Source organism: Bradyrhizobium shewense, assembly GCF_900094605.1.
Lineage (GTDB): Bacteria > Pseudomonadota > Alphaproteobacteria > Rhizobiales > Xanthobacteraceae > Bradyrhizobium > Bradyrhizobium shewense.
Genome location: NZ_FMAI01000001.1, coordinates 537,336 through 562,028, shown reverse-complemented (window position 1 = coordinate 562,028; position 24,693 = coordinate 537,336). Strand labels below are relative to the sequence as shown.

At 64.8% G+C, this 24,693-nt stretch carries 23 protein-coding genes; 14 read left to right on the top strand and 9 right to left on the bottom strand.

Annotated elements, in window-relative coordinates; all coding sequences use genetic code 11:
- Nucleotides 1–141: 141 nt before the first annotated feature.
- The 11 genes from GA0061098_RS02385 (at nucleotide 142) to GA0061098_RS02335 (ending at nucleotide 13,398) form a co-directional block, all read left to right on the top strand.
- On the top strand, nucleotides 142–2,271 hold the full coding sequence (locus GA0061098_RS02385) for an acetate--CoA ligase family protein (RefSeq protein ID WP_091953023.1): 2,130 nt from the start codon (nucleotides 142–144) through the stop codon (nucleotides 2,269–2,271).
- A gap of 167 nt (nucleotides 2,272–2,438) precedes the next feature.
- Entirely contained in the window at nucleotides 2,439–3,281 is an 843-nt protein-coding gene (locus GA0061098_RS02380; RefSeq protein WP_165637147.1) for an IclR family transcriptional regulator, read from the top strand.
- Nucleotides 3,282–3,387: 106 nt separating this feature from the next.
- Nucleotides 3,388–4,356, top strand: a complete 969-nt coding sequence (locus GA0061098_RS02375) for a Bug family tripartite tricarboxylate transporter substrate binding protein (RefSeq protein ID WP_091953019.1) — start codon at nucleotides 3,388–3,390, stop codon at nucleotides 4,354–4,356.
- Entirely contained in the window at nucleotides 4,353–4,838 is a 486-nt protein-coding gene (locus tag GA0061098_RS02370) for a tripartite tricarboxylate transporter TctB family protein (protein ID WP_091953016.1), read from the top strand. The genes GA0061098_RS02375 and GA0061098_RS02370 overlap by 4 nt, the downstream gene beginning before the upstream one ends.
- A complete protein-coding gene (locus tag GA0061098_RS02365) occupies nucleotides 4,838–6,337 on the top strand; it encodes a tripartite tricarboxylate transporter permease (RefSeq protein ID WP_091953013.1) in 1,500 nt (499 codons plus the stop codon). Before GA0061098_RS02370 ends, GA0061098_RS02365 begins: the two co-directional genes overlap by 1 nt.
- A 51-nt stretch (nucleotides 6,338–6,388) precedes the next feature.
- Nucleotides 6,389–7,186 carry an NYN domain-containing protein gene (locus tag GA0061098_RS02360; protein ID WP_091953011.1) on the top strand — a complete coding sequence of 266 codons (798 nt, stop codon included), beginning with the start codon at nucleotides 6,389–6,391 and terminating at the stop codon, nucleotides 7,184–7,186.
- 85 nt (nucleotides 7,187–7,271) lie between these two features.
- Nucleotides 7,272–9,074 carry an adenine deaminase gene (locus tag GA0061098_RS02355; protein WP_091953008.1) on the top strand — a complete coding sequence of 601 codons (1,803 nt, stop codon included), beginning with the start codon at nucleotides 7,272–7,274 and terminating at the stop codon, nucleotides 9,072–9,074.
- A 152-nt stretch (nucleotides 9,075–9,226) separates the two neighbouring features.
- Nucleotides 9,227–11,017, top strand: coding sequence for a glyoxylate carboligase (gene gcl / locus GA0061098_RS02350; protein WP_091953005.1), 1,791 nt, complete (start codon nucleotides 9,227–9,229; stop codon nucleotides 11,015–11,017).
- A 14-nt stretch (nucleotides 11,018–11,031) separates the two neighbouring features.
- On the top strand, nucleotides 11,032–11,817 hold the full coding sequence (gene hyi, locus GA0061098_RS02345; RefSeq protein WP_091953003.1) for a hydroxypyruvate isomerase: 786 nt from the start codon (nucleotides 11,032–11,034) through the stop codon (nucleotides 11,815–11,817).
- Nucleotides 11,818–12,012: 195 nt separating this feature from the next.
- Nucleotides 12,013–12,900, top strand: a complete 888-nt coding sequence (locus tag GA0061098_RS02340; RefSeq protein WP_091953000.1) for a 2-hydroxy-3-oxopropionate reductase — start codon at nucleotides 12,013–12,015, stop codon at nucleotides 12,898–12,900.
- A gap of 114 nt (nucleotides 12,901–13,014) precedes the next feature.
- A complete protein-coding gene (locus tag GA0061098_RS02335; RefSeq protein WP_018315876.1) occupies nucleotides 13,015–13,398 on the top strand; it encodes a DUF1236 domain-containing protein in 384 nt (127 codons plus the stop codon).
- Between the two features lie 45 nt (nucleotides 13,399–13,443).
- On the opposite strand, the gene GA0061098_RS02330 is transcribed toward GA0061098_RS02335, so the two are convergent.
- From GA0061098_RS02330 to GA0061098_RS02320, 3 genes are all read right to left on the bottom strand, one after another.
- Complete coding sequence (locus GA0061098_RS02330) at nucleotides 13,444–13,821, bottom strand: VanZ family protein (protein ID WP_091952998.1); 378 nt, start codon at nucleotides 13,819–13,821, stop codon at nucleotides 13,444–13,446.
- Between the two features lie 77 nt (nucleotides 13,822–13,898).
- The gene (locus GA0061098_RS02325) at nucleotides 13,899–14,495 is read right to left on the bottom strand and encodes a thiamine pyrophosphate-dependent enzyme (RefSeq protein ID WP_165637104.1); all 597 of its coding nucleotides are present in this window, start codon (nucleotides 14,493–14,495) and stop codon (nucleotides 13,899–13,901) included.
- Between the two features lie 8 nt (nucleotides 14,496–14,503).
- Nucleotides 14,504–15,064, bottom strand: a complete 561-nt coding sequence (locus tag GA0061098_RS02320; protein WP_091953903.1) for a thiamine pyrophosphate-binding protein — start codon at nucleotides 15,062–15,064, stop codon at nucleotides 14,504–14,506.
- 253 nt (nucleotides 15,065–15,317) lie between these two features.
- On the opposite strand from GA0061098_RS02320, the gene GA0061098_RS02315 reads away from it, so the two are divergent.
- From GA0061098_RS02315 to GA0061098_RS44705, 3 genes are all read left to right on the top strand, one after another.
- A complete protein-coding gene (locus GA0061098_RS02315; protein WP_091952994.1) occupies nucleotides 15,318–16,367 on the top strand; it encodes a hydroxyacid dehydrogenase in 1,050 nt (349 codons plus the stop codon).
- Between the two features lie 115 nt (nucleotides 16,368–16,482).
- Nucleotides 16,483–16,932 carry a flagellar basal body rod protein FlgC gene (locus tag GA0061098_RS02310; protein ID WP_091952992.1) on the top strand — a complete coding sequence of 150 codons (450 nt, stop codon included), beginning with the start codon at nucleotides 16,483–16,485 and terminating at the stop codon, nucleotides 16,930–16,932.
- Between the two features lie 116 nt (nucleotides 16,933–17,048).
- Nucleotides 17,049–17,261, top strand: a complete 213-nt coding sequence (locus GA0061098_RS44705; protein WP_018315882.1) for a hypothetical protein — start codon at nucleotides 17,049–17,051, stop codon at nucleotides 17,259–17,261.
- Between the two features lie 3 nt (nucleotides 17,262–17,264).
- Here the strand turns inward: GA0061098_RS44705 and GA0061098_RS02300 are convergent, their stop codons facing one another.
- The 6 genes from GA0061098_RS02300 to GA0061098_RS02275 form a co-directional block, all read right to left on the bottom strand.
- Nucleotides 17,265–17,840, bottom strand: coding sequence for a GNAT family N-acetyltransferase (locus GA0061098_RS02300; RefSeq protein ID WP_165637103.1), 576 nt, complete (start codon nucleotides 17,838–17,840; stop codon nucleotides 17,265–17,267).
- 6 nt (nucleotides 17,841–17,846) lie between these two features.
- Nucleotides 17,847–20,201, bottom strand: a complete 2,355-nt coding sequence (locus GA0061098_RS02295) for an Orn/Lys/Arg family decarboxylase (protein ID WP_091952987.1) — start codon at nucleotides 20,199–20,201, stop codon at nucleotides 17,847–17,849.
- Between the two features lie 100 nt (nucleotides 20,202–20,301).
- Nucleotides 20,302–22,506 carry a xanthine dehydrogenase family protein molybdopterin-binding subunit gene (locus GA0061098_RS02290; RefSeq protein WP_091952984.1) on the bottom strand — a complete coding sequence of 735 codons (2,205 nt, stop codon included), beginning with the start codon at nucleotides 22,504–22,506 and terminating at the stop codon, nucleotides 20,302–20,304.
- 7 nt (nucleotides 22,507–22,513) lie between these two features.
- Nucleotides 22,514–23,530 (bottom strand): FAD binding domain-containing protein, encoded by a 1,017-nt coding sequence (locus tag GA0061098_RS02285; protein WP_091952981.1) that lies wholly within the window; start codon nucleotides 23,528–23,530, stop codon nucleotides 22,514–22,516.
- Nucleotides 23,527–24,012 carry a (2Fe-2S)-binding protein gene (locus GA0061098_RS02280; protein ID WP_091952978.1) on the bottom strand — a complete coding sequence of 162 codons (486 nt, stop codon included), beginning with the start codon at nucleotides 24,010–24,012 and terminating at the stop codon, nucleotides 23,527–23,529. Before GA0061098_RS02280 ends, GA0061098_RS02285 begins: the two co-directional genes overlap by 4 nt.
- 140 nt (nucleotides 24,013–24,152) lie before the next feature.
- Nucleotides 24,153–24,632, bottom strand: coding sequence for an Lrp/AsnC family transcriptional regulator (locus GA0061098_RS02275; RefSeq protein WP_165637102.1), 480 nt, complete (start codon nucleotides 24,630–24,632; stop codon nucleotides 24,153–24,155).
- Between the last annotated feature and the right edge of the window lie 61 nt (nucleotides 24,633–24,693).

Genomic DNA, 24,693 nt, shown 5'->3' with positions numbered 1-24,693 from the left:
CGGCGGCGGAGTAGTCTGGCGCTTTATGCCGCTCCGTTCCGCGGAATGGAGCAGAGCGCGGCGAATGGCAAGCATCACGGGCAGCCGCAAAACCACGCGCGCGCTTTGAAAAGAACGAACTGAGGTCAAGGGAGAAGCCACATGTCCAATTCCAAAGAAGCCGTCCGCAAGGTGCTTGACCAGGTCAAGGCGGACAACCGCACCAGCCTGACGGCCCCGGAAGGCAAGCTGGTCTGCGACGCCTATGGCATTCCGGTGCCGAAGGAGGGCGTGGCGAAGTCGGCGGGCGAGGCCGGCAAGATGGCCTCGTCGATGGGCTTCCCGGTCGTGATGAAGATCGTCTCGCCGGACATTCTCCACAAGACCGAAGCCGGCGGCGTCATCGTCGGCCTCAAGACCGCCGAAGATGCCGAAAAGGCCTACGAGACCATTCTCGGCAACGCCAGGAAGTACAAGGCCGACGCCAAGATCGACGGCGTCCAGGTGCAGCAGATGCTGGCCGGCGGCACCGAAGTCATCGTCGGCTCGATCACCGACGGTTCGTTCGGCAAGCTGGTCGCCTTCGGCCTCGGCGGCGTGCTGGTCGAGGTGCTCAAGGACATCACCTTCCGCCTCGCGCCCGCGACCAAGGAAGACGCGCTCTCGATGCTCGACGGCATCCAGGCGCATGAGATCCTGAAGGGCGTGCGCGGCGGCGAGCCGGTCAACCGCAACGCCCTCGCCGATGTCATCGTCAAGGTCTCGCAGCTCGTCACCGATTTCCCTGAAATCGTCGAGCTCGACCTCAACCCGGTGTTCGCGACGGCGAAGGGCGCGACCGCCGCCGACGTGCGCATCGTCGTCGACTTCGCCTATGTGCCGAAGCCGAAGCCGCGCCCGACCGAGGAGATCGTCGCGGCGATGAGCCGCATCATGCAGCCGAAGGCGGTCGCCGTGGTCGGCGCCTCCGCCGAGGACGGCAAGATCGGCAACTCCGTGATGAAGAACCTCATCAACGGCGGCTACAAGGGCGACATCTATCCGATTCATCCCAAAGCCACCGAGATCCTCGGCTACAAGGCCTATAAGAGCGTCAAGGACGTGCCTGGCGTGATCGACACGGCGGTGTTCGCGATCCCCGCGAAGTTCGTGGCGGCCGCGCTGACCGAATGCGGCGAGAAGAAAATCCCGGGCGCGGTGCTGATTCCGTCGGGCTTTGCGGAGGCCGGCGCGCCGGAACTGCAGGCCGAGATCGTCGAGGTCGGCAAGAAATACGACATCCGCCTGATGGGGCCGAACATCTACGGCTTCTACTATACGCCCGCCAATCTCTGCGCGACCTTCTGCACGGCCTACGACGTCAAGGGCTCGGCGGCGCTGTCGTCGCAATCCGGCGGCATCGGAATGGCGATCATCGGCTTCTCGCGCTCGGCGAAAATGGGCGTGTCGGCGATCGTCGGCCTCGGCAACAAATCCGATATCGACGAGGACGATCTGCTCGCCTTCTTCGAGCAGGATCCGAACACGGCGATCATCGCGCAGCATTGCGAAGACCTGAAGGACGGCCGCGCCTTTGCGGAAGCCGCAAAACGCGTCTCCAAGAAGAAGCCGGTTGTCGTGCTCAAGGCCGGCCGCACCTCTGCGGGCGCCAAGGCGGCCTCGTCGCACACCGGCGCGCTCGCCGGTAACGACAAGATCTACGAGGACGTCCTGGCGCAGTCCGGCGTGATCCGCGCTCGTAGCTTGCGGCAACTGCTCGAATTCGCCCGCGGTGTGCCGGTGCTGCCGACGCCGAAGGGCGAGAACGTGCTGATCATCACTGGTGCGGGTGGCTCCGGCGTGCTGCTGTCGGACTCCTGCGTCGACAACGGCCTGTCGCTGATGTCGATGCCGGCGGATCTGGATGCGGCCTTCCGCAAGTTCATCCCGCCGTTCGGGGCTGCCGGAAATCCTGTGGATATCACCGGTGGCGAGCCGCCGATCACCTACGTCAACACGGTGAAGCTCGGCCTCTCCGATGAGCGCATCCATTCGCTGATCCTCGGCTACTGGCACACCATCGTCACGCCGCCGATGGTCTTCGCCCGCAACATGGTCGAGGTGAAGAAGGAGATGGAGGCGAAAGGCTTCGTGAAGCCGATCGTCGCCTCGCTCGCCGGCGACGTCGAGGTCGAGGAAGCCGCCGAATATCTCTACCAGAACGGCATCCCGGCCTACGCCTACTCGACCGAGCTGCCAGTCGAGGTCCTCGGCGCCAAGTATAAGTGGGCGCGCGGGGCAGGGCTGCTCTGAGCGTTACCTCTCCTGTCATCCCGGGGCGATGCGACGGGACCGCGCAAGCGCGGCCCGGAGCGTCGAACCCGGGATCTCGAGATTCCGGGTCTGGTACGCCAGGCCCGCGCTGCGCGCAGTCCCGGCGCACCATCCCGGAATGACGGATGCATAAGCGGCAGGTCGCGATGAGCAAGAACGTGATCCGGCGCAAATCGCTCGAGCCTCGATCGGCATCGGAGGCCGATAACGACACGCGCGACGGCGGCGTGCAGTCCGTCGATCGCGCGCTGTCGATCCTCGAAACGCTGGCCGAGGACGACGAAGGCTATCGCCTCAGCGATCTCGCGGTGCGCACCGGCCTGTCGGCTTCCACGGTGCATCGCCTGCTCGCAACGCTGGAGAGCCGCCGCTTCGTGCAGTTCGACCGCACGCAATCAAAATGGCATGTCGGCTCGCGCGCGTTCACGGTGGGCGCGAGCTTTGCGCGGCGGCGCAATTTCTCCACACAGGCGATTCCTTACTTGCGCAAGCTGCGCGATCTCACCCGCGAGACCGCCAATCTCGCCGTGGTCGACGACGAGTTCATCATCGTGCTGACCCGCATGGAAAGCCGCGAGATCATGCGTTCGCTGACCCAGGTCGGCGGCCGCGTTCCCATGGTGACGTCGGGCGTCGGCAAGGCCGTGCTCGCAACCTATTCCGATGAGGACGTCGGCGCCGTCATCCGCCATCACGGCATGCCCCGGTTGACCGAGAAGTCGATCGTGCGGCCGAGCGACCTGTTCAAGGAGCTCGAAAAAATCCGCAAGCAGGGTTTTGCGCTCGACGATGAGGAGGCCTGCATGGGGCTGCGCTGTATTGCCGCAGTGGTCTACAATGATTGCGCCGAGCCGCTCGCGGCGATTTCCGTCTCGGGCATGACCAGCCGCCTGACCGACGACAGGCTGCCGGAAATCGGCCAAATCGTGCGCGACGTCGCCGGCGAGCTGACGGTCGCGCTCGGCGGGGTGATGCCCGCGCCGCGCTAACTGGGGAACCCGGGCACTGTCGCTGGACAGCATCGGCCGTTTTGGCTGATATGCGACCAAACGACACAATGCGGCAAACGTCCGCATGAGCTTGGAGAGCGTCCCCATGTTTCAATTTTCCGCGCGCCTTGCCGGCGCAGCCGTCGCGCTGACCCTTGCTGCAGCGACGCCGTCCCCTGCCCAGCAACTCGAGCTCAAACTGATGGCGCCGGCGGCCCCGGGCGGGGGCTGGGACCAGACCGCGCGCTCCATGCAGCAGGCGCTGGTGGCCGCGGGCGTCGCGCGCAGCGTGCAGGTCACCAACGTTCCCGGCGCCGGCGGCAGCGTCGGCATCGCGCAGTTCGTCAATGGTGCCAAGGGTGACGGCAACCAGCTGATGGTCAACGGCTTCGTCATGGTGGGCGCGCTCGCCATGAACAAGTCGCCGGTCACGCTCGAGCAGGTGACGCCGATCGCGCGCCTCACCGAGGAAATCCAGGTGATCGTGGTTCCCGCGAATTCGCCGATCAAGACTGCGCAGGATCTGGCCGCCGCGGTGAAGGCCGATATCGCCAAGGTGACTTTCGCCGGCGGCTCGGCCGGCGGCGTCGACCATGTGATGGCGGCGTTATTCGCCGGCGCGGTCGGTGCCGACGCCAAGAAGATCAACTACATCCCGTTCTCCGGCGGCGGCGAGTCGCTGGCGGCGATCCTCGGCGGCAAGGTCACCGCGGGCATCTCGGGCCTCAGCGAATATGAAGGGCAGATCAAGTCCGGCAAGCTGCGCGCGCTCGGCGTGACCTCGGAGGAGCGCATCCCGGGCAGCGACATCCCGACCTTCAAGGAGCAGGGCATCGACCTCGTGATCGCCAACTGGCGGTCGGTGGTGGCGCCCCCCGGCATCACGCCGGAGCAGCGCAAGACCTTGAGCGATGCGGTCGAGAAGATGGTGAAGTCGGACGCCTGGAAGGAGATCCTCAAGCAGAAGGGCTGGGAAGACGCCTATCTCGGCGGTGACGCCTTCGCCGACTTCCTGAAGAAGGAAACCGTGCGGGTCACCGACGTGCTGAAATCGGTCGGCCTGGTCAAGTCATGACCTCAGGCGATCCGGCTCAGCCGCCGCGGCGCGTCGATCGCGCCGGCATCGTCATCGCTGCACTGCTCGCTGGCCTCGCCGCGGTGCTGGTCTTCGACGCACGCGGCCTGTCATCCACCGCGATGTACGGCATGGGGCCGGAGGCGATGCCGGTCGTGGTTGCCAGCGGCCTTGCGCTGCTTGCGATCGGCAATTTCATCGACGCGCTGCGCGGCAATTTGCCGGCGCGCGAGAGCGCCGATCCCGTGCCGGTGGTCTTGATCCTGGTCGGCCTTGCGCTGCTGATTGCCATCATCGGATTTGGCGGCGGCTTCATCCTGGCGACGTCGGCGCTGTTCGTGACGACGTCGGCCGCGTTCGGGCGCCGTGCCATGCTCGTCGACAGCATCATCGCTCTCGTGATGTCGACCCTCATCTATCTCGCGTTCGACCGGCTGCTCACGCTCAGCCTTCCGGCCGGCCCGCTGGAGCGACTGCTGTGATGGACACCTTTGCCGCGTTGGCCCACGGCATGGCGGTCGCCGTCCAGCCGATGAATCTGCTTTACGCGCTGATCGGCGTGTTCCTCGGCACCGCCGTGGGCGTGCTGCCCGGCATCGGCCCCGCGTTGACGGTCGCGCTGCTGCTGCCCGTCACCTACAAGCTCGACCCCGGCGGTTCGCTGATCATGTTCGCCGGCATCTATTATGGCGGCATGTATGGCGGCTCCACCACCGCGATCCTGATTAACACGCCCGGCGAGAGCGCCTCGATGGCGACCGCGCTCGAAGGCAACAAGATGGCCAAGGCCGGCCGCGGCGGACCAGCGCTTGCGACATCCGCGATCGGCTCCTTTGTTGCCGGAACCATCGCCACCATCGGTCTGGCCTTCCTCGCGCCCTGGCTGGTCGATTTCGCTGTGCGCTTTGGCCCGGAGGACTATTTCGCGCTGATGTGCGTCGCCTTCGTCACGGTATCGGCGACCTTCGGGGATTCTCCGATCCGCGGCCTGACCAGCCTGTTCATCGGCCTGACGCTCGGTCTCGTCGGCATCGACAAGCTGACCGGCCAAGCGCGGTTGGCGTTCGGCGTCCCTGAATTGCTCGACGGCGTCGAGGTGACGACGCTTGCTGTCGGCCTGTTCGCGGTAGGCGAGGCGCTCTATGTCGCGTCGCGACGCCACCACAGCGAGGAGAAGCTCGAGCCGGTGCGCGGCTCGCTGTGGATGACCAGGGAGGACTGGAAGCGTTCGTGGAAGCCGTGGCTGCGCGGCACGATGTTCGGCTTTCCGATCGGCGCGTTGCCGGCCGGCGGTGCGGAGATCCCAACCTTCCTGTCCTATTCGACCGAGAAGCGGCTGACGAAACACCCCGAAGAGTTCGGCAAGGGCGCGATCGAAGGTGTCGCGGGGCCGGAAGCCGCCAACAACGCCTCCGCCGCCGGCACGCTGGTGCCGCTGCTGACGCTGGGATTGCCGACCTCGGCGACGGCCGCGATGATGCTGGCGGGCTTCCAGCAATACGGCCTCAACCCGGGACCGCTGCTGTTTGCCGAGCGGCCCGACCTCGTGTGGGGTCTGATCGCCAGCCTGTTCATCGCCAATTGCATGCTGCTGGTGCTGAACCTGCCGCTGGTCGGCCTCTGGGTGCGGTTGCTCGCGATCCCGCAGCCGTGGCTCTATGCAGGCGTCCTCGTGTTCGCGACCATGGGCACCATCGCCGCAAAGCCGTCAGTGGTCGAGTTGTCGATGCTGGCCGGCTTCGGCGTGCTCGGCTTCCTGATGCGCCGGTTCGATTTTCCGATCGCGCCCGTCGTGGTCGGCCTGATCCTCGGTCCGATCGCCGAGAGCCAGTTGCGCAGGGCGCTCGCGATCAGCCTCGGCGATCCCATGACGCTGTTGCAGAGCCCGATCTCGGCGACGCTGCTGGCGCTGGCGCTGATCGCGCTGCTGGCGCCCTTTGTGCTGAAGGGGCTCGGGCGGTTCAAAGCGACCGAGGATTAGTCATCCCGGCGCATGCATTTTCGATGCTGCGTCCATCCGTAGGGACATGCCATGCCGTCAGAACTTCGCTCGCCCCGTCTCGCCGTCCTGATCGATGCCGACAATGCGTCGGCAAAAATCGCGGACGGACTGTTCGAGGAGATTGCCAAGATCGGCGAGGCCAGCGTTCGCCGCATCTACGGCGACTTCTCCAATGCGCGGTCCAAGGGATGGTCCGACATTCTGTCGAAACACGCCATCATCCCGCAGCAGCAATTCGCCTACACGACCGGAAAGAATGCATCAGACATCACGCTGGTCATCGACGCCATGGACCTGCTTCACAGCGGCCGGTTCGACGGCTTTTGCCTGGTGTCATCCGACAGCGACTTTACCCGTCTGGCCGCCCGCATCCGGGAGCAGGGCATCGATGTCTTTGGCTTTGGCGAGCAGAAGACGCCCGAAAGCTTCCGGCAGGCCTGTCGCAGATTCGTCTACACGGAGAACCTGCTTGCCGGCACTGCGACCACCCAGGACGCATCCTCACGCTCAGCGCCGCTTCAGCCGCCCGATGCCGCCACGCCCATCATCAAGAAGGTCATCACCCAGATGGAGAGCGAGGACGGCTGGGTCGCGCTCGGTGAAGTCGGACGGCAGCTCGCCAATCTCGCTTCCGATTTTGATCCGAGGACCTACGGCTTCCGCAAGCTGAGCGACCTCGTGCGGAAGACGAATTCGTTCGAGATCGATGAGCCGAAGGGCCGGTCGATGCGGATTCGGGTCAAGCCCATTGCTGCACCGCCGGCAAGAACGCGGAACCCGCGCCGGCCTGCCAGGTCGGGGGCAGGCGGCGCGGCGCCTAAGGCGTAAGCAGGGCGTGCCGTCATATTTGCACTTGCCCGGTTTGGTGCAGGGCGTAACCATCGCTGGGCCGTAACGCCGCGCGAGGGTCCCGATGACCAAACTCACCCGCTTCACCGTCGCCCCGCTGCATGCGATGACCCGGCGCCTGGCCGACGTCGCTTCTGCGCGCCTCGCGCCAGATCTGGTCATTACCGGAGCGCGGGTGCTCTCGACCTATTCGGAGCGCATTCATCCTGGTCGGGAGGTCTGGATCACCGGCGGTCGCATCGCGGCAGTGAAGCCATCGGGCGCGGCGAAGAAACTTTGGCCCAACGTGCCGCTCTACGATGCCGCCGGCGGCATCGTCGCGCCGGGGCTGGTCGATCCGCACATCCACATCGAATCCTCGATGGTGACGGCCTGTGCCTACGCGGAAGCTGCGCTGCTCAACGGCACCACGACGATCTTCTGCGACAGCCATGAGATCGGAAATGTCATGGACGTCGCCGGCGTCGAGGCCATGCTGGAGGACGCACGCGAGGCGCCGCTCTCGATCTTTTTGACGGTGCCGAGCACGGTGCCGGCAACGTCGGCTGAATTGGAAACGGCCGGCGGCGACCTCACACCGGACAAGATCGCCGGCCTGTTCGACCGCTGGCCCGAAGCCGTGGGGCTGGGTGAGAAGATGGATTTTGTTCCGGTCACGATGGGCGACGAGCGCAGCCACGCCATCCTTGCGGCTGCCTTGAAGCGTGGTCGTCCCGTGTCCGGCCATGTTTACGGCCGTGAATTCGTCGCGGCCTATGCGGCGTCAGGCGTCACCGACACCCATGAGGCGATCGACCGCGACATCGCCGACGATCTGCTCGACGCCGGCGTGTGGGTGTTCCTGCGTGGCGGCCCGCCGACCACGCCCTGGCACTCGCTGCCGCAGGCGATCCGCACCGTCACCGAGCTCGGCGCCTCGCACAAGCGCACGGCCGTGTGCACCGATGACCGCGACGCCGACGATCTCCTGATGTTCGGTCTCGACTGGGTGGTGCGCGAAGCCGTGAAGGCCGGGATGTCGCCGGAGCAGGCCTGGTCGATGGGCTCGCTGCATGGCGCCACGCGCTTCGGCATGGATGGCGACATCGGTGGCCTCGGCGGCGGCCGCCGCGCCGATCTCGTCCTGATGGACGACCAGCTCAAGCCGCAATGCACCTGGTATGGCGGCGAGCTCGTGGTCGAGAGCCGCAAGATCACCGGGCTGCTCGATCAGGCGCTGTCGCAGCGCTATCAATATCCCAAGGCGGCCTATGCGACGGTGAAGCTGCCGGAGAAGGTCAAGCTGACGCCGGATCTGCCGGCGAAGGCCTGCACCGTCAATGCGATCAAGACGGCGTTGCCGGGCATCACGCTGATCCATGAGAAGGTCGCGATCGAGCCAGGAAAGGATTGGCCGTCGCTGTTCACGCGCTACGGTCTGTGTTTCGTCACCGTCGTCGAGCGCCACGGCAAATCCGCCGGCAATGTTGCCCATGGCCTGCTCAAGGATTTTGGTCTGAAGCGCGGCGCGGTCGCTTCCAGCGTCGGGCACGACAGCCACAACATCATCGTCGCCGGCACCAACGAGCCCGATATGCAAGTCGCGATCGCTGCCATCAAGGACCAGCAGGGCGGCGTCTGCGTCGTCGCCGATGGCAAGGTAAGGGCGCTGGTTCCGCTACCGATCGCGGGGCTTCTCTCTGACAAGCGCGTCACGGAGGTGGCCGAAGAGGTCAAGGCGTTGAAGAAGGAATGGGCCGAGGCCGGCTGCACCATTCCCTACATGGGCTTCAATTTGATTCCCCTATCGGTCATTCCGGAAATTCGCATCACCGACAAGGGCCTCGTGCTGGTGCCGCAGATGGAACTGGCGCCGCTGTTCGAGTGATCCGCTTTCACGCGACTCTCGATCTAACCGCTTGAGACGCCCACGATTTTTCCGCGGCTGCCGCATCGTGGAAAATAAAATCGATCTCGTTGAGATCGGCTTCTGCGCACCCGATGATCTCGCTCGCTGACGCAACTTGAGCGAGGTCCGATATGGCGAAGATGCGAGCTATCGATGCTGCCGTGCGAATTCTGGAGAAGGAAGGCATCTCCACCGCCTTCGGCGTTCCCGGGGCCGCGATCAATCCGCTTTACTCGGCGCTGAAGAAGCGCGGCTCGATCCGGCACATCCTGGCGCGCCACGTCGAGGGCGCCTCGCACATGGCCGAGGGCTATACGCGGGCGAAGGCCGGCAATATCGGCGTCTGCATCGGAACCTCGGGGCCGGCGGGCACCGACATGATCACCGGCCTCTACTCGGCGATCGCCGATTCCATTCCGATCCTCTGCATCACCGGGCAGGCGCCGCGGGCGCGGCTCTACAAGGAAGACTTTCAGGCTGTCGACATCGAGTCGATCGCAAAGCCTGTGACCAAATGGGCGGTGACCGTGCGCGAGCCGGCGCTGGTGCCGCGCGTGTTCAGCCAGGCGTTTCATGTCATGCGCTCGGGCCGGCCGGGGCCGGTGCTGATCGACATGCCGCTCGACGTGCAGCTGGCCGAGATCGAGTTCGACGATGAGACCTATGAGCCGCTGCCGGTCTACAAGCCCACAGCGACGCGCAAGCAGGTCGAGAAGGCGCTGGAGATGCTCAACGCCGCCGAGCGGCCGCTGATCGTTGCGGGGGGCGGCATCATCAATGCCGATGCTTCCGACCTCCTGGTCGAATTCGCCGAGATCGCCAACGTGCCTGTGGTGCCGACGCTGATGGGGTGGGGCGCGATCCCCGACGATCACGTGCTGATGGCGGGCATGGTCGGCCTTCAGACCAGCCACCGCTACGGCAACGCCACAATGCTCGAATCCGACTTCGTGCTCGGCATCGGCAACCGCTGGGCCAACCGCCACACCGGCTCGGTCGAGACCTACACCAAGGGCCGCACCTTCGTGCATGTCGACATCGAGCCAACCCAGATCGGGCGCGTGTTCAATCCCGATCTCGGCATCGTCTCGGACGCCAAGGCCGCGCTCGAGCTGTTCGTCACCGTCGCCAGGGAGTGGCGCCGGTCAGGCAAGCTGCGCGAGCGCCAGGCGTGGCCCGCTTCCTGCCGCGATCGCAAGAAGACGATGCTGCGCAAGAGCCATTTCGATAACGTCCCGATCAAGCCGCAGCGCGTCTATGAGGAGATGACCAAGGCCTTTGGTCGCGACACCTGCTACGTCACCGTGATCGGCCTGTCGCAGATCGCCGGCGCCCAGTTCCTCGGCGTCTACAAGCCGCGCAACTGGATCAATGCCGGGCAGGCGGGTCCGCTCGGCTGGACGCTGCCCGCCGCGCTCGGCGTGCGTGCCGCGTGCCCGGATCGCGACATCGTCGCGCTCTCCGGCGACTACGACTTCCAGTTCCTGATCGAGGAGCTCGCGGTCGGGGCGCAGTTCAATCTGCCCTACATCCACGTCGTCGTGAACAATTCTTATCTCGGCTTGATCCGCCAGGCCCAGCGCGGCTTCGAGATGGACTATCACGTCCAGCTCTCCTTCGAGAACATCAACGCGCCCGAGATCGGCGTCTACGGCGTCGACCACGTCGCGGTCGCCGAAGGCCTCGGGTGCAAGGCGATCCGCGTCACCGATCCGAAGGACACGCAGGCTGCATTCGCGACCGCCCGTGAGCTGATGGCCAAGCACCGCGTGCCCGTGGTGGTCGAGTTCATCCTCGAACGCGTCACCAACATCGCGATGGGCACGGAGATCGACAACATCGTCGAGTTCGAGGAGGTGCTGGACCTTCCGCTCGACGAGGTCGAGCGGGCGCGCCCGGGCGTGCTGCAGCCGGCGGAATAGGAGAGGACCTCATCATGCCGAAATTCGCCGCCAACCTCACCATGCTCTTCAACGAGATGCCGTTCCTCGACCGCTTCGCAGCGGCGAAGGCGGCGGGCTTTTCTGGGGTTGAGTATCTCTTCCCCTATGATTTCGACAAGGCGCAGCTGCGCGAGCAGCTGGAAGCCCACGGCCTGACCCAGGTGCTGCACAATCTGCCGGCCGGAAACTGGGCCGGGGGCGAGCGCGGCATTGCGATCCTGCCCGATCGCACCGCTGAATTCCGCGACGGCGTGTTTCGCGCCATCGACTATGCCAAGGCGCTCGATTGCGAGCAGCTCAACTGCCTCGTGGGTATTGCGCCTGCCGATGCCGATCCGCACGAACTCAACGAGACGCTGGTCGGAAATTTGCGCTTTGCCGCCTCCACGCTGGCACGTGAGAACATCAAGCTGCTGGTCGAGCCGATCAACACGCTCGACATTCCCGGCTTCTTCCTCAACGGCACCGAGCAGGCGATACAGCTGATCTCCGAGGTGCGGTCGAACAATCTGTTCGTCCAGTACGACATCTATCACATGCAGATCATGGAGGGCGATCTCGCCCGCACCATGCAGGAATATCTGCCCCAGATCGCCCACATCCAGCTCGCCGACAATCCGGGTCGCCACGAGCCCGGCACCGGCGAGATCAACTATCCTTTCCTGTTCCGCCATCTCGACGCAATCGGCTATCGCGGCTGGGTCGGCTGCGAATACAAGCCGCGCACCACGACGCTGGAAGGGCTTTCGTGGCACGCAGCGCAGACGTTCGAGACGTAGCAGCGGTGCGCTCCCTCTCCCGCTTGCGGGGGAGGGCTGGGGTGGGGGTATCTCCGCGAAAAGATTCGATCGAGATGCGCTGAAAGACCCAAGCGGATAGAGCCCCCACCTGGCGCTGCGCGCCGACCTTCCCCGCAAGCGGGAGAGGTGCACCGAGCTTGTGGATCGACTTGGCCTAAATCTGGAGAATGAGACATGATCGACATCGGCTTCATCGGACTTGGCACCATGGGACGGCCTATGGCCGGCCATCTCCTTAGCGCGGGCCATCGCGTGCTCCTGCATGATGTCGCGCCGGTCGCGCCCGAGCTGATCGCTGCGGGCGGAGTTGCCTGCAAGTCGAGCAAGCAGGTCGCCGAGGAGGCCGATGCGGTCATCATCATGGTCCCGGACACGCCGCATGTCGAAGCGGTGCTGTTCGGCAAGGATGGTGTTGCGAGCGGCATCTCGAAAGGCAAGATCGTCGTCGACATGAGCTCGATCTCGCCGCTGGCGACGAAGGAGTTCGCGAAGAAGATCGAGGCACTCGGGGCGGACTATCTCGACGCGCCGGTGTCGGGCGGGGAGGTCGGCGCCAAGGCGGCGAGCCTCACCATCATGGTGGGCGGGCCGGAGCGGGCCTTTGGCACCATGAAGCCGGTGTTCGACAAGATGGGCAAGAATGTCACCCGCGTCGGCGCCAATGGCGACGGGCAGACGACGAAGGTTGCCAACCAGATCATCGTCGCGCTGACGATCGAAGCGGTGAGCGAGGCGTTGTTGTTCGCATCGAAAGCCGGGGCCGATCCGGCGCTGGTGCGGCAGGCGCTGATGGGTGGCTTTGCCTCCTCGCGCATCCTCGAAGTGCATGGCGAGCGCATGGTGAAGCGCAATTTCGATCCCGGCTTCCGCATCGAGCTGCATCAGAAGGATCTCAATCTCGCGCTCGAAGGTGCGCGCTCGCTGGGCCTGTCGTTGCCGAGCACGGCGGTGGCGCAGCAATTGTTCTCGGCCTGCACTGCGCATGGCGGCAAGGGCTGGGATCATTCCGCGATGGTGCGGGCACTGGAACTGATGGCAGGCCACGAGATCGCCGCAGCCTGAACTGTTACGCAGTAACAGTCTCCAGTTTTTGAGGCGTCTTCGCTTCGGGGGAACCGGAACAATGCTCCGGCCCCACGGTTGAAGGCGCAGGACAATCACTGGAGACAAAGCAACATGAAAACCCGTCTTGCGATTACGTTGGCTGCAGCGTCGCTGCTGGCGTCGAGCGCAGCCTTTGCTCAGTCGACGACCGAACAAGGCGCCAGGGACGGCGCGCGTGCGGGCGGCGATATTGGCGGCCCGATCGGCGCCATGGTTGGCGGCACCGTTGGTGCGGCCGTGGGCGCCGGCCTCGAGATTCCGAATGCGGTCCTTGGCGGAATTCCTCGCAGCGATTCCGTCGTGGTCGAGGAGCGCGTCGTGGTAGGCGAGCCGCTGCCGCCGACCGTGGTGCTCCGCCCCGTACCGAACTACACTGAGTATCGCTATGCGGTCGTGAACGATCGCCGCGTGATCGTCGAGCCGCGCACGCGTCGCGTGGTCAAGATCATCGACTGATCCAAGCCGACCACAGGTGTGGAGAGAAAAGGGCCCTGCGGAGCTTTACTCCGCGGGGCCTTCGCTTGCTGCAGAGGGGCTTGCGCGAAAGCGCGTCACACCCCAATCGGTGATCGCCGCGAGCGCAAAGCCGAGGCAGGCCGTGAGCGCGTCGACCAGAAAGTCCTCCAGCCGGGCGTGGCGTCCGGGTGCCCAAAATTGCATCAGCTCGAGCACGCCAATCAGGACGACCGCAGCTCCTGCGCCCGGCAGGCGCCGCCGCGGATAGGCGAGGCCGAAGGCCAGTCCCACCAGGATGAAGGCGAGCGCATGTTCGCCGTCCTGGCCGAGGTCGGAATGGGGTCGCAGGCCGGGGGGACCGAGGGTGGCGAAAGTAACGGCGGCAGCGAGCAGCCAGGCAAATGAACGGATCAAAATGGACATCCGGTTCGCTTAGCACAGATTGGCAGCGGACCGGTACAGTCCCTCCATCAGATCGCTGTGTAGTTAATGACAAAATGTTAAAGCGGCTCGCGCACGCCGAGCCCGTGCATGAAGCGCTCCCGGATTTGTACGGGATCGCGCCTTGTGGTGCCGACGCCGGGCTTGTCGTCGATGCGGACCGCGATCAGGCTCGGCGCGGCGGCGGACATCGCCGCATCGACCAACCGCTCGAAATCCTCCTCGTCTGCGGCCCAGGTGCTGTTGGAAAGGCCAGAGCCTGCCGCGATGGCAACGATGTCCGCGACGCTTGCCGCGGGCGTCGGCTGTGCGCCGGTAATTTGGTAGATGCCGTTGTCCATCACGATCATGATGAGGTTCTTCGGCTTCAACGTCGCGATCGTCGAGAGCGCGCCGAGCTGCATCAACAGCGAGCCGTCGCCTTCGAGCGCGAAGACGCGGCGGTCGGGCTGCGCCAGCGCCACGCCGAGCGCGATCGGGAAGGCGAGGCCCATGCTGCCCAGCATGTAGAAATTCTGCGGGCGGTGGCCGGCGGACCAGAGGTCGAAATTGGTGTTGCCGATGCCGCCGATCACGGCTTCCTCGTGCTTGAGCTTTCCGATCAGGCGCGAGGTCACATCGAACCGGTTCATCACCTTGGTATTGCGCGTGTTCATGGTGGCGCTCACTTGTCGAAAACCTTGCCGCCGGTGAGCAGCGGGTTGAGGATCAGCGCCACCGGCGCCTGCGTCGTGACGGCCTGCTTGATCGAGCGGTCGGTGATGAATTCGAGCTCGTCGAGCCGGGTGATGGTGTGGTGCTCCAGCGCCAGCGAATCCAGCACTGGGCGCATGGTGCGGCAGACCAGCGATTGCCCGTAATTGAACTCGCCGAGCGTGCCGCGCTCGGACACGAACATGATCAGCGGGATCTGGTAGGGCACTGCGAGCGAGGCGAGCACGTTGGCGAGCGTGGCAAAGCCGGAGGTCTGCATCAGGACTGCGCCGCGCCGCCCACCCATCCAGGCGCCTGAGACGATGCCGACGGCTTCCTCCTCGCGGGCGGTGGCGAAGGTGGTGAAGAAGGGATCGGCGTGCAGGCTCTTGATCAGGGGCGTCAGCACCCGGTCGGGCACGTAAGGGATGAGGCTGATCTCGTTCCGCTTCAGGGTTTGCAGGACGATGCCGTGCCAGCTGTTGTCGCCGGACGCCTGTCCCGCCTGAGTACGCTGTTCCGCAATCGCCATTGCGTTCTCCCTTGGCGTATTTTCTTGGGCCGCGCATGCTTCTTGGTTCTGGCCGTCGCGCGATCGGTCGAACTTGACGGAGCGGGCGGGATTGTCAACATGTCCGGGCCGCACCGTGATCTGCGCTGAACGGCCTGTCGTGGTCGGCACCGCCATGTCATAAGCGGCGACAACGAGAAAACGGGAGGGGGCACGGACGGGCGCGCATCGCGCCGACCTTGCGTCTCTCCTCGAGAGAGCCGGAAGGGTCCCAATGTCCGTCAACAGCAAGCGTGTCTTCTACTCCAATTATTTGGCCAATCCGATCTATGTCGACATCCTGAAGGCGCGGCCTGACGTCCGGCTCGATCGCATCGAAAACGGGAGTCCCGAAGATGTCTACGCGCCGATCCTGAATGCGGCGCACGTTTACCAGATCGGCGCCGCCCGGGACGAACTCGCCCCGCATTTCCATGTCGATGCCACCTTCCTGAAGCGCACGCCGAACCTGCTGCTGGTCTCCAGCAATGGCGCGGGCTTCGACCCTGTCGATGTCGAAGCCTGCACGGATGCGGGCGTGCTCGTCGTCAATCAGTCCGGCGGCAATGCCCATTCAGTCGCCGAGCACGCGCTGGCGATGATGCTGACCTTGTCCAAACGTATCATCCAGTCCGATCGCCGACTGCGCCGCGAGCGCGACGTCAACCGCAACGATCTGGTCGGCAACGAGGTCGAGCACAAGACCGTCGGCATCATCGGCCTCGGCAATGTCGGCCGCCGCATTGCCGCGCTGTGCAAGGGCCTGCTCGGCATGAGGGTGCTGGCTTATGATCCGTACCTCACGGCCGAGGTGATGGCGGAGCGGGGCGGGGAGAAGGTCGAGCTCGACGAGCTGTTGCGCCGCGCCGATTTCGTCTCGATCTCCTGCCCGCTCAACAAGGGCAGCCGCAACATGATCAGCGTGCGCGAGTTCGGGCTGATGCAGCCGCATGCGTATTTCATCACCACGGCGCGCGGCTTCATCCATGACGAGGATGCGCTGCTCCAGGCGCTGCGCGACAAGCGCATCGCCGGTGCCGGCCTCGACGTCTGGTCCAAGGAGCCTCCACCGCCAGAGCATCCGCTGCTCCAGTTCGACAACGTGCTGGCAAGCCCGCACACCGCCGGCGTCACGATCGAGGCACGGCGGAATATGGGCCGGATCGCGGCCGAGCAGGTGCTGGACACGCTCGACGGCAAGCGCCCGCCGCGCATCATCAATCCCGAGGTCTGGCCGCGTTATGCGGAGCGCTTCAAGCAGGCGTTCGGGGTGACGCCGGGGTAGGGGCGCGAAGGGTCAGCGCGCTCTGATCATTGGTTACCACGACGGAAAGGCAAAGCGCCGCATCTTATCGAGCGGGTAAGTGAACGCGTATCACTTGTCCTGTAGTTGAAAGTCCATGAGCATCTTCTCGATTGCGACATCCGGACTTTATGCGGCGAGTTTGCGCGTGAACGTCGCCGCGAGCAACATCGCCAATGTTCAAACGACCGGCCCGCTGCCGGCGTCGGGCGGGTCGAGCCCGTCGGCCGTTACAGGCAGTCCGGGCATTGCTCCGACGTTTCCCGCGGCTTACGTGCCATTGCGCGTCGATCAGGTCGACCAATCGAGCGGCTCGACGCCGGGCGGCACGATCGCGAAGGTGTCGACGGTATCGCCGAGCTATACCGCGCAATCAGACCCAAGCGCTTCCTTCGCAAACCAGGATGGGCTGGTCGCCGCGCCGAATGTCGATATCGCCAACGAATTCGTTCAACTGGCGGCCGCCAAGTACAGCTTCATTGCCAATGCGAAAGTCACTCAGGCTTACGCGGAAACGACAGAGTCGCTGCTCGACATCACCACATGAGGGCTGCCGCCTGAATGGGCGGCGGGAACTTTGCCGGGCTTGATCCGCGTCAAAATCTCCTTTCCCGGTCCGGCTTAAATGGGACTAGAGTGCGGCCGGGGCAGCAGGGAGGTCCCATGTCAACCTATGTCGTCAAGTTCATGAAGGATGTGCTCGGCGAGTACGGCCGGCAGAGCGAGATTTGCCAGGGGACGCTGGAAATCGACGCCTCCGACGAGGACGAGGCCAGGGAGCGGGCGAAGGCCAGGTTCTGCAAGGACCAGGCCCTGCATCACTGGTCGCTGCATGCCGACCGCATCCATGTGAGAGCGGCCGACTTTCCGTCCTGAGGTTTACCGGCCCGGCGCCATGACGGGTGGGGGCGCCGTGGTCCCCGCGCCGAGCGATCGCTGCACCATGACGGTGTCGGACCAGCGGCCGTGGCGATAGGCCACGCCGCAAAGCAGGCCAGCGCGCGCGAAGCCAAACTTCTCGTGCAGCGCCAGCGAGGGCGCGTTGTCGGCGTCGATATAGCCGATCATCTGGCGGAAGCCGGCAGCCGCACAAGCATCGATCAATTCCTGCAGCAACAGCCGTCCGATCCCGCGGCCGAGCTGCTCATGGTGGACGTAGATCGAGTGCTTGGCCGTGTAGCGATAGGCCGGGCGCTTGCGGAACAGCACCGCATAGGCATAGCCGACCACCTCGCCGCGAAAGGTCGCGACCAGATGCGGCAGGCGGGTCTGCTTGAGGTTCTTGCGCCGGTCGCGCAGATCGTCCGGCTCGGGCGCGCCGGTTCCCTCGATGTCGCGCGCCACGCCGTTACTGACGTGATGGCGGTAGATCGCCAGCATCGCCTCGACATCGCTCTCGCGTGACGGCCTGACCAGGACGGCTTCGTCGCTCGCGCGCGCAGCTGTTTCGTTCATTCGCACCTACTCGGCAACGACGTAAGTATAGAGCCCGATGCGCCCCTGGGCATCGATCTCCTTGTAGACGCCCTGGATCTCGACGTCGAAGCCCGGAAATGTGTTGAAGCAGGTTTCGAACATCTTGAGATAATCCACCATGGGCTTGGCCCGTTCCGTCAGCCGCTCCCCGGGCACGATGGTGGCGATGCCCGGCGGATAGACCACGAAGGGCGTGGTCGCGATGCGGCCTGCGATGGCCTCGATCGGCAAATAGTCGACATCGTTCTTGAACAGATAGCGGGCAGCATCGCGAGGCGACATCGCGATCTCAGGCATGTGCTCGGGCATGAACTGCCGGGCCTGAAGCGCGCTCACGTCGGCGGCGCGGAAGAAGCGGTGCATCTCGCCGCAGAGATCGCGTAAGCGCACGCCGGCATAGCGCGCCTGCCGCCGCTGGTAGAACTCCGGAATGACGTCGGACAGCAGCGCATTGTCGTCGTGCAGCCGCTTGAAGGCGACGAGGCCGGAGATCAGCGTGCCGGCCTTGCTCGCCTCGACGCCAGGGGTGAGCAGGAAGAGCAGGGAGTTGAGGTCGTTCTTCTCGGGGACGATGCGGTTCTCGCGCAGATATTGCGCGACGACGGGGGCGGGGATGCCGTGCTCGGCATAGGCACCGGAGCGGTCGAAGCCGGGGGTGAGCAGCGTCAGCTTGTTCGGATCGGTCATGGCAAAGCCTTCGGCCATGCCGGGGAAGCCGTGCCAGTTGGTGTCGGGCGAGAGCTGCCACAGCGCGGCGTTGGTGGCGAGCTCATCGGTGGAGAGGGTTTCCCAGGCGACGTTGTGGGCGGCGCCGGGGCGGCCGACATCGGGAATGGCGACGCGGTCGGGAACGAAGGGTTCGAAGAACCAGCGCCGATCGGCGTTCTGCTCCTTCTCCTCGAACTCCCTGCGCATCGCGCGGATCTTCTTGCGCAGCTCGATGCCGAGGCGGATCGTGTCGTCCCACAGCACTTCGCCCGAGCGGCCCTTCATCATCTGGGCGCCGACGTCGAGCGAGGCGAACAGCGGATAGAAGGGCGAGGTGGAGGCGTGCTGCATGAAGCTCTCGTTGAAGCGGCGGTGCTCGACGCGCCGCTTCTGGCCGCGGATGTGGCGGTCCTTGATGTGGATCTGTGAGGCCTGCGAGAAGCTCGCAAGCTGCTTGTGGGTCGATTGCGTCGCGATGATGCCCGGTGCTTCCGGCGGAAGGTTCGCCAGCCCCATGGCGAAGCGGCCGGCATAGAGCGGGTGGAATTTCATGAAGCCGGCCCAGGCCTCGTCGAAAAGGATGTACTCGCAGAGATGGCCGACGCGCTTCAGGATCATCTCGGCGCTGTGAATCGTCCCATCATAGGTGCACTGTTCGACGACGGCGACGCGGAACGGCCGCTCCTTGCGCCAGGCCTCCTTGTCCGTGACCAGCGGGTGATTGCGGATCGCCTCGCGCAAGGTTTTCTCGTCCAGCACATCCCAGCGCATCGGGCCGATCAGGCCCCAGGCGTTGCGGATGGTCGGCACGTAAACCGGGACGCCGCCGTTGATCATCAGGGCGCCGTGATGGGCGGCCTTGTGGTTGTTGCGGTCGAACAACACGAGGTCGCCGTCGGTGACGAGGGCGCCGAGTGCGACCTTGTTCGAGGTTGAGGTGCCGTTGAGCACGAAATAGGTCTTCTCCGCGCCAAAAATCTGCGCGGCTTCCTTCTGCGCCTTCAGCGCCGGCCCTTCATGGGTGAGGAGGTCGCCGAGATCGAGCACGGAATTGTCGAGGTCGTCGCGGAACACGGATTCGCCGAGGTGCTCGACGAAGACCCGGCCGATCGGGCTGCGGTTGTAGAACACGCCGCCATTGTGCCCCGGGCAGGTCCAGAGCTGGTTGCCTTCCTCGGCATAGTCGACCAGGGCGCCGAAGAACGGCGTCTTCAGCGTTTCGGCATATTGCTTGAGCCGGCTGATCAGATTCTTGGCGATGAAGGTCGGCGTCTCCTCGGACAGGAAGACATACCCGTCGATGAAATCGAGCACCTCGACCGGCAGGTCCTCGAAGCGCTTGCGCCGGATCAGGAGGATGATCGGGAAATCGAGGCCGCGGCGGCGCATCAGGTTGATCAGCGCCGAGGTCTTGCCCTCCAGGCCCTTCTTGCCCCAGTCCACCACCATGCAGCCGATCGCGGCATCGGTCTGCACCGCCATCTCGGCATCCTCGAGCTTGCGGGCCCGGACCACCTCGAAGCCGGAACGCTGGATCTCCTCGATGATCTGGTTGAAGCGGACGCCTTCGAGATCGTCGGCGTCGAACACTGGTGCGGCGAACAGGAAGTTGAAGCGCTTGAAATAGTCCATGTCGGGTCCTGAATGTGCCAGAGACACAGCTCATCGACACATTCGATGACAGCTGGATGACACTGGCCCGATCCAAGCATGGCTCGGATGACAAGGCACGTCAGCCGAGCAGCTTGTCCAGCGTGATCGGGAAGTGCCGGACACGCTTGCCGGTGGCATGATAGACGGCGTTCGCGATTGCCGCAGGCACGCCCACGATGCCGATCTCGCCGAGACCCTTGACGCCGAGCTTGTTGATTCGGTCGTCCGGCTCGTCGACGAAGATGACGTCGATGTCGTGAATATCGGCATTCACCGGGATGTGGTACTCGCCGATGTTCGCGTTCATGATGCGGCCGAAGCGGTGGTCCATCACCGTCTCCTCGTGCAGCGCCATTCCGATCCCCCAGACCACGCTGCCCATGATCTGGCTGCGGCCTGTCTTGGTATTCAGGATCCGCCCGGCCGCGACGGCGCTCACGACTCGCGTGACCCGAATGACGCCGAGTTCCTCGTCGACCTTCACCTCGGCGAAGACAGCCGAATGCGTGTTGCGGGCGTGCGACTTGTCCTCCGCGAACTGGTTGAGCTTCTGCTTCTCGATCCGCTCGAGCTTGCCGTGACGCATCGCATCGGCGATCGCGACGGCGCGGCTCTTGTCGCCGGCCTTGGAAATCGTGCCGTCAACAAGAACCATTTCGGATGCATTGAGGCCGCCAAGTGGCGAGTCAGGTATCGCCTTGGCCAGACGCGCGAGCTCCTGGCGAATGTCCTCGGCCGCTCCCAAGACCGCATGTGCGCTCGAAGCGGCCATCCAGGAGCCGCCCTCGACGGGCGCTTGGGGCAGGGTTGAATCGGCAAGCTTCACGTCGATATTCCCGATCGGCAGCCCGAGGGCGTCGGCCGCGACCTGCGCCATGATGGTGTAGGTGCCGGTGCCGATATCGGACGCGGCGCAGGATACCTCGGCGTGGCCGTTGGCGGTCAGCACAATGCGCACGGCGACCGGCATCTGCAGCGCCTCCCACACCCCTGTCGCCATGCCCCAGCCGACCAGGTCCTTGCCATCGCGCATCGCACGCGGCGCGGGATTGCGGCGGGCCCAGCCGAAGGCTTCCGCGCCACGGGCGTAACATTCGCGCAGCTGCTTGCTGCTGAAAGGCAGGTCTTCGCTCTGGTCGCGATCCGAGTAGCACTTCAGGCGCAGCTCGATCGGATCGAGCTTGAGCGCGACGGCCAGCTCGTCCATGGCGCATTCGAGTGCGCAGACGCCGGTTGCCGCGCCCGGCGCACGCATGTCGCAGGGGGTGGCGACGTCGAGGTGGACGAGCTTGTGGGAGAGGCGACTGTTGGGGCTCTTGTAGAGCTGCTCCGCCCAGCCGGTGTCATTGCGTGAGAAATCCTCGTAGCGCGAGGTGACGGCAATGGCTTCGTGCGTGACCGCATCGAGCGTGCCGTCCGACTTTGCGCCGAGCGCGACGCGCTCGATGGTCATCGGCCGGTAGCCGAGCCCATACATCTGCTGCCGCGTCAATACGACACGAACGGATCGCTTCAGCGCGAGGGCGGCAAGCGTTGCCAGCACCACCTGGTGCTGCGGCCGCAGGCCGGAGCCGAAGGCGCCGCCGACATAGGGCGAGACCACGCGGATGTCCTCCGGCTTCATGTCGAACACGCCGCAGAGATATTTATGGACGTTCTGGACGCCCTGCGTCTTGTCGTAGACCGTGAGGCTGCCGCTGCCGTCCCAGACCGCTGTCGTCGCATAGAGCTCCATCGGGTTGTGGTGCTCGGTCGGGAGGACGTAGTCGGCCTCATGGCGAACCGCTGCCCCAGCCAGCGCCGCTGCGGCGTCGCCGCGCGGCTTGTGCGGCTGGTCCACCTTGGCGGATGTGCCGCGTTCGGTTTCGAGATCGGTCGCAAACGCCTCCTGCTCGTATTCGACACGCACGCGCGTTGCCGCGAATTTGGCAGTTTCCCAGTCCTCCGCGATGACGAGCGCGATTGGCTGACCGTTGAACTTGACCCTGTCGTCATAAAGCGGGCGGAAGGGTGAACCCTTCTCCGGCGCCACCTCGTCCTTCCAGGCCTCATCCTTGTCGGCGAGGGCCACGCGATGCGTATGCGTGAGCACGTCGACCACGCCCTTCACCTTCAGCGCGTCGCTGGTGTCGAGCCGAGTGATGCGCCCGCGCGGAACCGTTGCATCGACGATGAAGCCATGGAGGAGGCCGTCTGCCGCGAATTCGCCGGCATATTTGGCGGCGCCAGTGACTTTGGCCCGGCCATCGACGCGGGACGTTGGTGTTCCGACATAGCCGTTCATCGGTCCCTCACGCGATCTTCTTGTGAGCTTGTGACTGTGGTGTGCCGCTTGCGGCCTGCATCAGCGTACGCACGACGGCCCGGCGTGCGAGTTCGAGCTTGAAGCCGTTGTGCGAACCAGCGACCGCTCCCTCCAGCAGCAGATCGGCAGCGCGTCCAAAATGATCCGGCGTTGCCGCCTGGCCGCGCAACGCCGCTTCAGCTTCGAGCCTGCGCCACGGCTTGTGAGCCACACCGCCGAGTGCCAGGCGCGCTTCGCTGATTGCGTTGCCCTCCAGTTCGAGCGCAGCCGCGACCGAGACCAAGGCGAAGGCGTACGACAGCCGGTCACGGATCTTCAGATAGCTGTAGTTCCGGGCAAAGCCGCGCGGCGGCAGCCCGATCGCGGTGATGATCTCGCCGGTGCTGAGATTGGTATCGACGTGAGGTTTGTCGCCTGGAATCCGATGGAAATCTGTCAGCGCGATGGTGCGCTCACCGGTGGGGCCTGCGATGTGCACCAGCGCGCCGAGCGCGGCCAGCGCCACGCTCATGTCGGATGGGTTGGTCGCGATGCAGGAATTGCTGGCGCCTAGGATCGCGTGGTTGCGGTTGAGACCGTCGATCGCCGAGCAGCCGCTGCCGGGCTCTCGCTTGTTGCAAGGCGTCGTCGTATCATAGAAATAGGCACAACGCGTTCGTTGCATCAGATTGCCGCCGACCGAAGCCATGTTGCGCAATTGCGCGGAGGCGCCGGCGAGGATGGCGCTGGCGAGCAGGGGATAGCGCTGTTCGATCAACGGATGGTAAGCGAGGTCCGAATTCGGCACCAGGGCGCCGATGCGCAGCCCCTGATCGGGTGTCTCCTCGACGTTGCGGAGCGGCAGGCGGGAGATGTCGATCAGCCGCGAGGGGCGTTCGACGTTCTCCTTCATCAGGTCGATCAGATTGGTCCCGCCGGCAATCAGTTTTGCGCCAGGATCGGCGGCCAGAAGGCGGATCACGTCGGCGACATCGTTGGCGCGGGAATACTGAAAATTATTCATGACCGGCTCATTGCCTGCTCGATCGCAGCCACGATGTTGGGATATGCGCCGCAGCGGCAGAGATTTCCGCTCATCAACTCCCGGATCTCGTCGGCATCGCGCGCCCGACCTTCGGCCAACAAGCCCGCGGCAGAGCAAATCTGTCCCGGCGTGCAATAGCCGCACTGGAAGGCATCGTGGTCGATGAAGGCCTGTTGCAGGGGATGCAACGTGCCGTCCCTGGCCAAGCCTTCGATCGTCGTGATCTCGGCGCCATCCTTCATGACCGCGAGGGTCAGGCAGGAATTGACCCGTCTTCCGTCGACCAGCACGGTGCAAGCGCCGCATTGGCCGTGATCGCAGCCTTTCTTGGTGCCGGTCAACTCCAGGCGGTCACGCAGCGCATCGAGAAGCGTGGTCCACGGCACGACCTCGAGCGCGCGCCTTTCGCCATTGACGACGAGGTTGATTGGAATGCGTTCGGGGATCGTAGTGTCGGCCATGTCCTAATTCCTTGCGGAAAGGCCGAGCTAGGCAAATTGTGGAAGTGACGCAAGAATGCGCTGCCGCCGCTGGCCGATAGCGCCCAACGGATGACGCGTTGCTTGGTTCCAGACCGATTCTCCCGACCGGATAGACGAGGTCAGCGCTTCGCTTCGCCGAACACCACCGTCGGCACCGCGCGGTTGACGATTTCGCGCAGGGCGAAGCTCGATTGCACGCGCGCGACGCGCGGCAGGCGGGACAACTCGGTGCGGTGAATGCGCTCGAAATCCTGGATGTCGCGGGCCAGCACGATCAGGATGTAGTCGTCGGTTCCCGACATCAGGAAGCAGCGCACGACGGAAGGGCATTTCACCACCTCCGTCTCGAACGCCTTCAATGCGTCGTCGCTCTGGCTCTCCAGTGCGATGCGCACCAACACGGTGGTGGTGAGGCCGAACTGCGAGAGATCGAGTGCGGCCTGGTAGGCCTGGATGTAGCCCTCGTCCTCCAGTGCCTTCTGCCGCCGGGCCAACGCCGTGCTGGAGAGCCCCACCTTGTTGGCAAGCTCGGTGTGGCTGGCACGTGCATTGGTCGTGAGTTCCGCGAGGATCGTGAGGTCTTTCCGGTCGAGGGCCAATGTTTCGTTTCCAGCGTGAAAGGGCAGCTTGGCGCCGGAAACCGGCGCGGGCCAACCGAAA

Coding starts and splice junctions, on each gene's coding strand:
- GA0061098_RS02385 (WP_091953023.1), top strand. CDS start 142: ATGTCCAATTCCAAAGAAGCCGTCCGCAAGGTGCTTGACCAGGTCAAG.
- GA0061098_RS02355 (WP_091953008.1), top strand. CDS start 7,272: ATGACCAAACTCACCCGCTTCACCGTCGCCCCGCTGCATGCGATGACC.
- GA0061098_RS02325 (WP_165637104.1), bottom strand. CDS start 14,495: ATGAACACGCGCAATACCAAGGTGATGAACCGGTTCGATGTGACCTCG.
- hyi (WP_091953003.1), top strand. CDS start 11,032: ATGCCGAAATTCGCCGCCAACCTCACCATGCTCTTCAACGAGATGCCG.
- GA0061098_RS02370 (WP_091953016.1), top strand. CDS start 4,353: ATGACCTCAGGCGATCCGGCTCAGCCGCCGCGGCGCGTCGATCGCGCC.
- GA0061098_RS02375 (WP_091953019.1), top strand. CDS start 3,388: ATGTTTCAATTTTCCGCGCGCCTTGCCGGCGCAGCCGTCGCGCTGACC.
- GA0061098_RS02285 (WP_091952981.1), bottom strand. CDS start 23,530: ATGAATAATTTTCAGTATTCCCGCGCCAACGATGTCGCCGACGTGATC.
- GA0061098_RS02380 (WP_165637147.1), top strand. CDS start 2,439: ATGAGCAAGAACGTGATCCGGCGCAAATCGCTCGAGCCTCGATCGGCA.
- GA0061098_RS02310 (WP_091952992.1), top strand. CDS start 16,483: ATGAGCATCTTCTCGATTGCGACATCCGGACTTTATGCGGCGAGTTTG.
- GA0061098_RS02315 (WP_091952994.1), top strand. CDS start 15,318: ATGTCCGTCAACAGCAAGCGTGTCTTCTACTCCAATTATTTGGCCAAT.
- GA0061098_RS02320 (WP_091953903.1), bottom strand. CDS start 15,064: ATGGCGATTGCGGAACAGCGTACTCAGGCGGGACAGGCGTCCGGCGAC.
- gcl (WP_091953005.1), top strand. CDS start 9,227: ATGGCGAAGATGCGAGCTATCGATGCTGCCGTGCGAATTCTGGAGAAG.
- GA0061098_RS44705 (WP_018315882.1), top strand. CDS start 17,049: ATGTCAACCTATGTCGTCAAGTTCATGAAGGATGTGCTCGGCGAGTAC.
- GA0061098_RS02365 (WP_091953013.1), top strand. CDS start 4,838: ATGGACACCTTTGCCGCGTTGGCCCACGGCATGGCGGTCGCCGTCCAG.
- GA0061098_RS02295 (WP_091952987.1), bottom strand. CDS start 20,201: ATGGACTATTTCAAGCGCTTCAACTTCCTGTTCGCCGCACCAGTGTTC.
- GA0061098_RS02330 (WP_091952998.1), bottom strand. CDS start 13,821: ATGTCCATTTTGATCCGTTCATTTGCCTGGCTGCTCGCTGCCGCCGTT.
- GA0061098_RS02290 (WP_091952984.1), bottom strand. CDS start 22,506: ATGAACGGCTATGTCGGAACACCAACGTCCCGCGTCGATGGCCGGGCC.
- GA0061098_RS02360 (WP_091953011.1), top strand. CDS start 6,389: ATGCCGTCAGAACTTCGCTCGCCCCGTCTCGCCGTCCTGATCGATGCC.
- GA0061098_RS02300 (WP_165637103.1), bottom strand. CDS start 17,840: ATGAACGAAACAGCTGCGCGCGCGAGCGACGAAGCCGTCCTGGTCAGG.
- GA0061098_RS02280 (WP_091952978.1), bottom strand. CDS start 24,012: ATGGCCGACACTACGATCCCCGAACGCATTCCAATCAACCTCGTCGTC.
- GA0061098_RS02335 (WP_018315876.1), top strand. CDS start 13,015: ATGAAAACCCGTCTTGCGATTACGTTGGCTGCAGCGTCGCTGCTGGCG.
- GA0061098_RS02340 (WP_091953000.1), top strand. CDS start 12,013: ATGATCGACATCGGCTTCATCGGACTTGGCACCATGGGACGGCCTATG.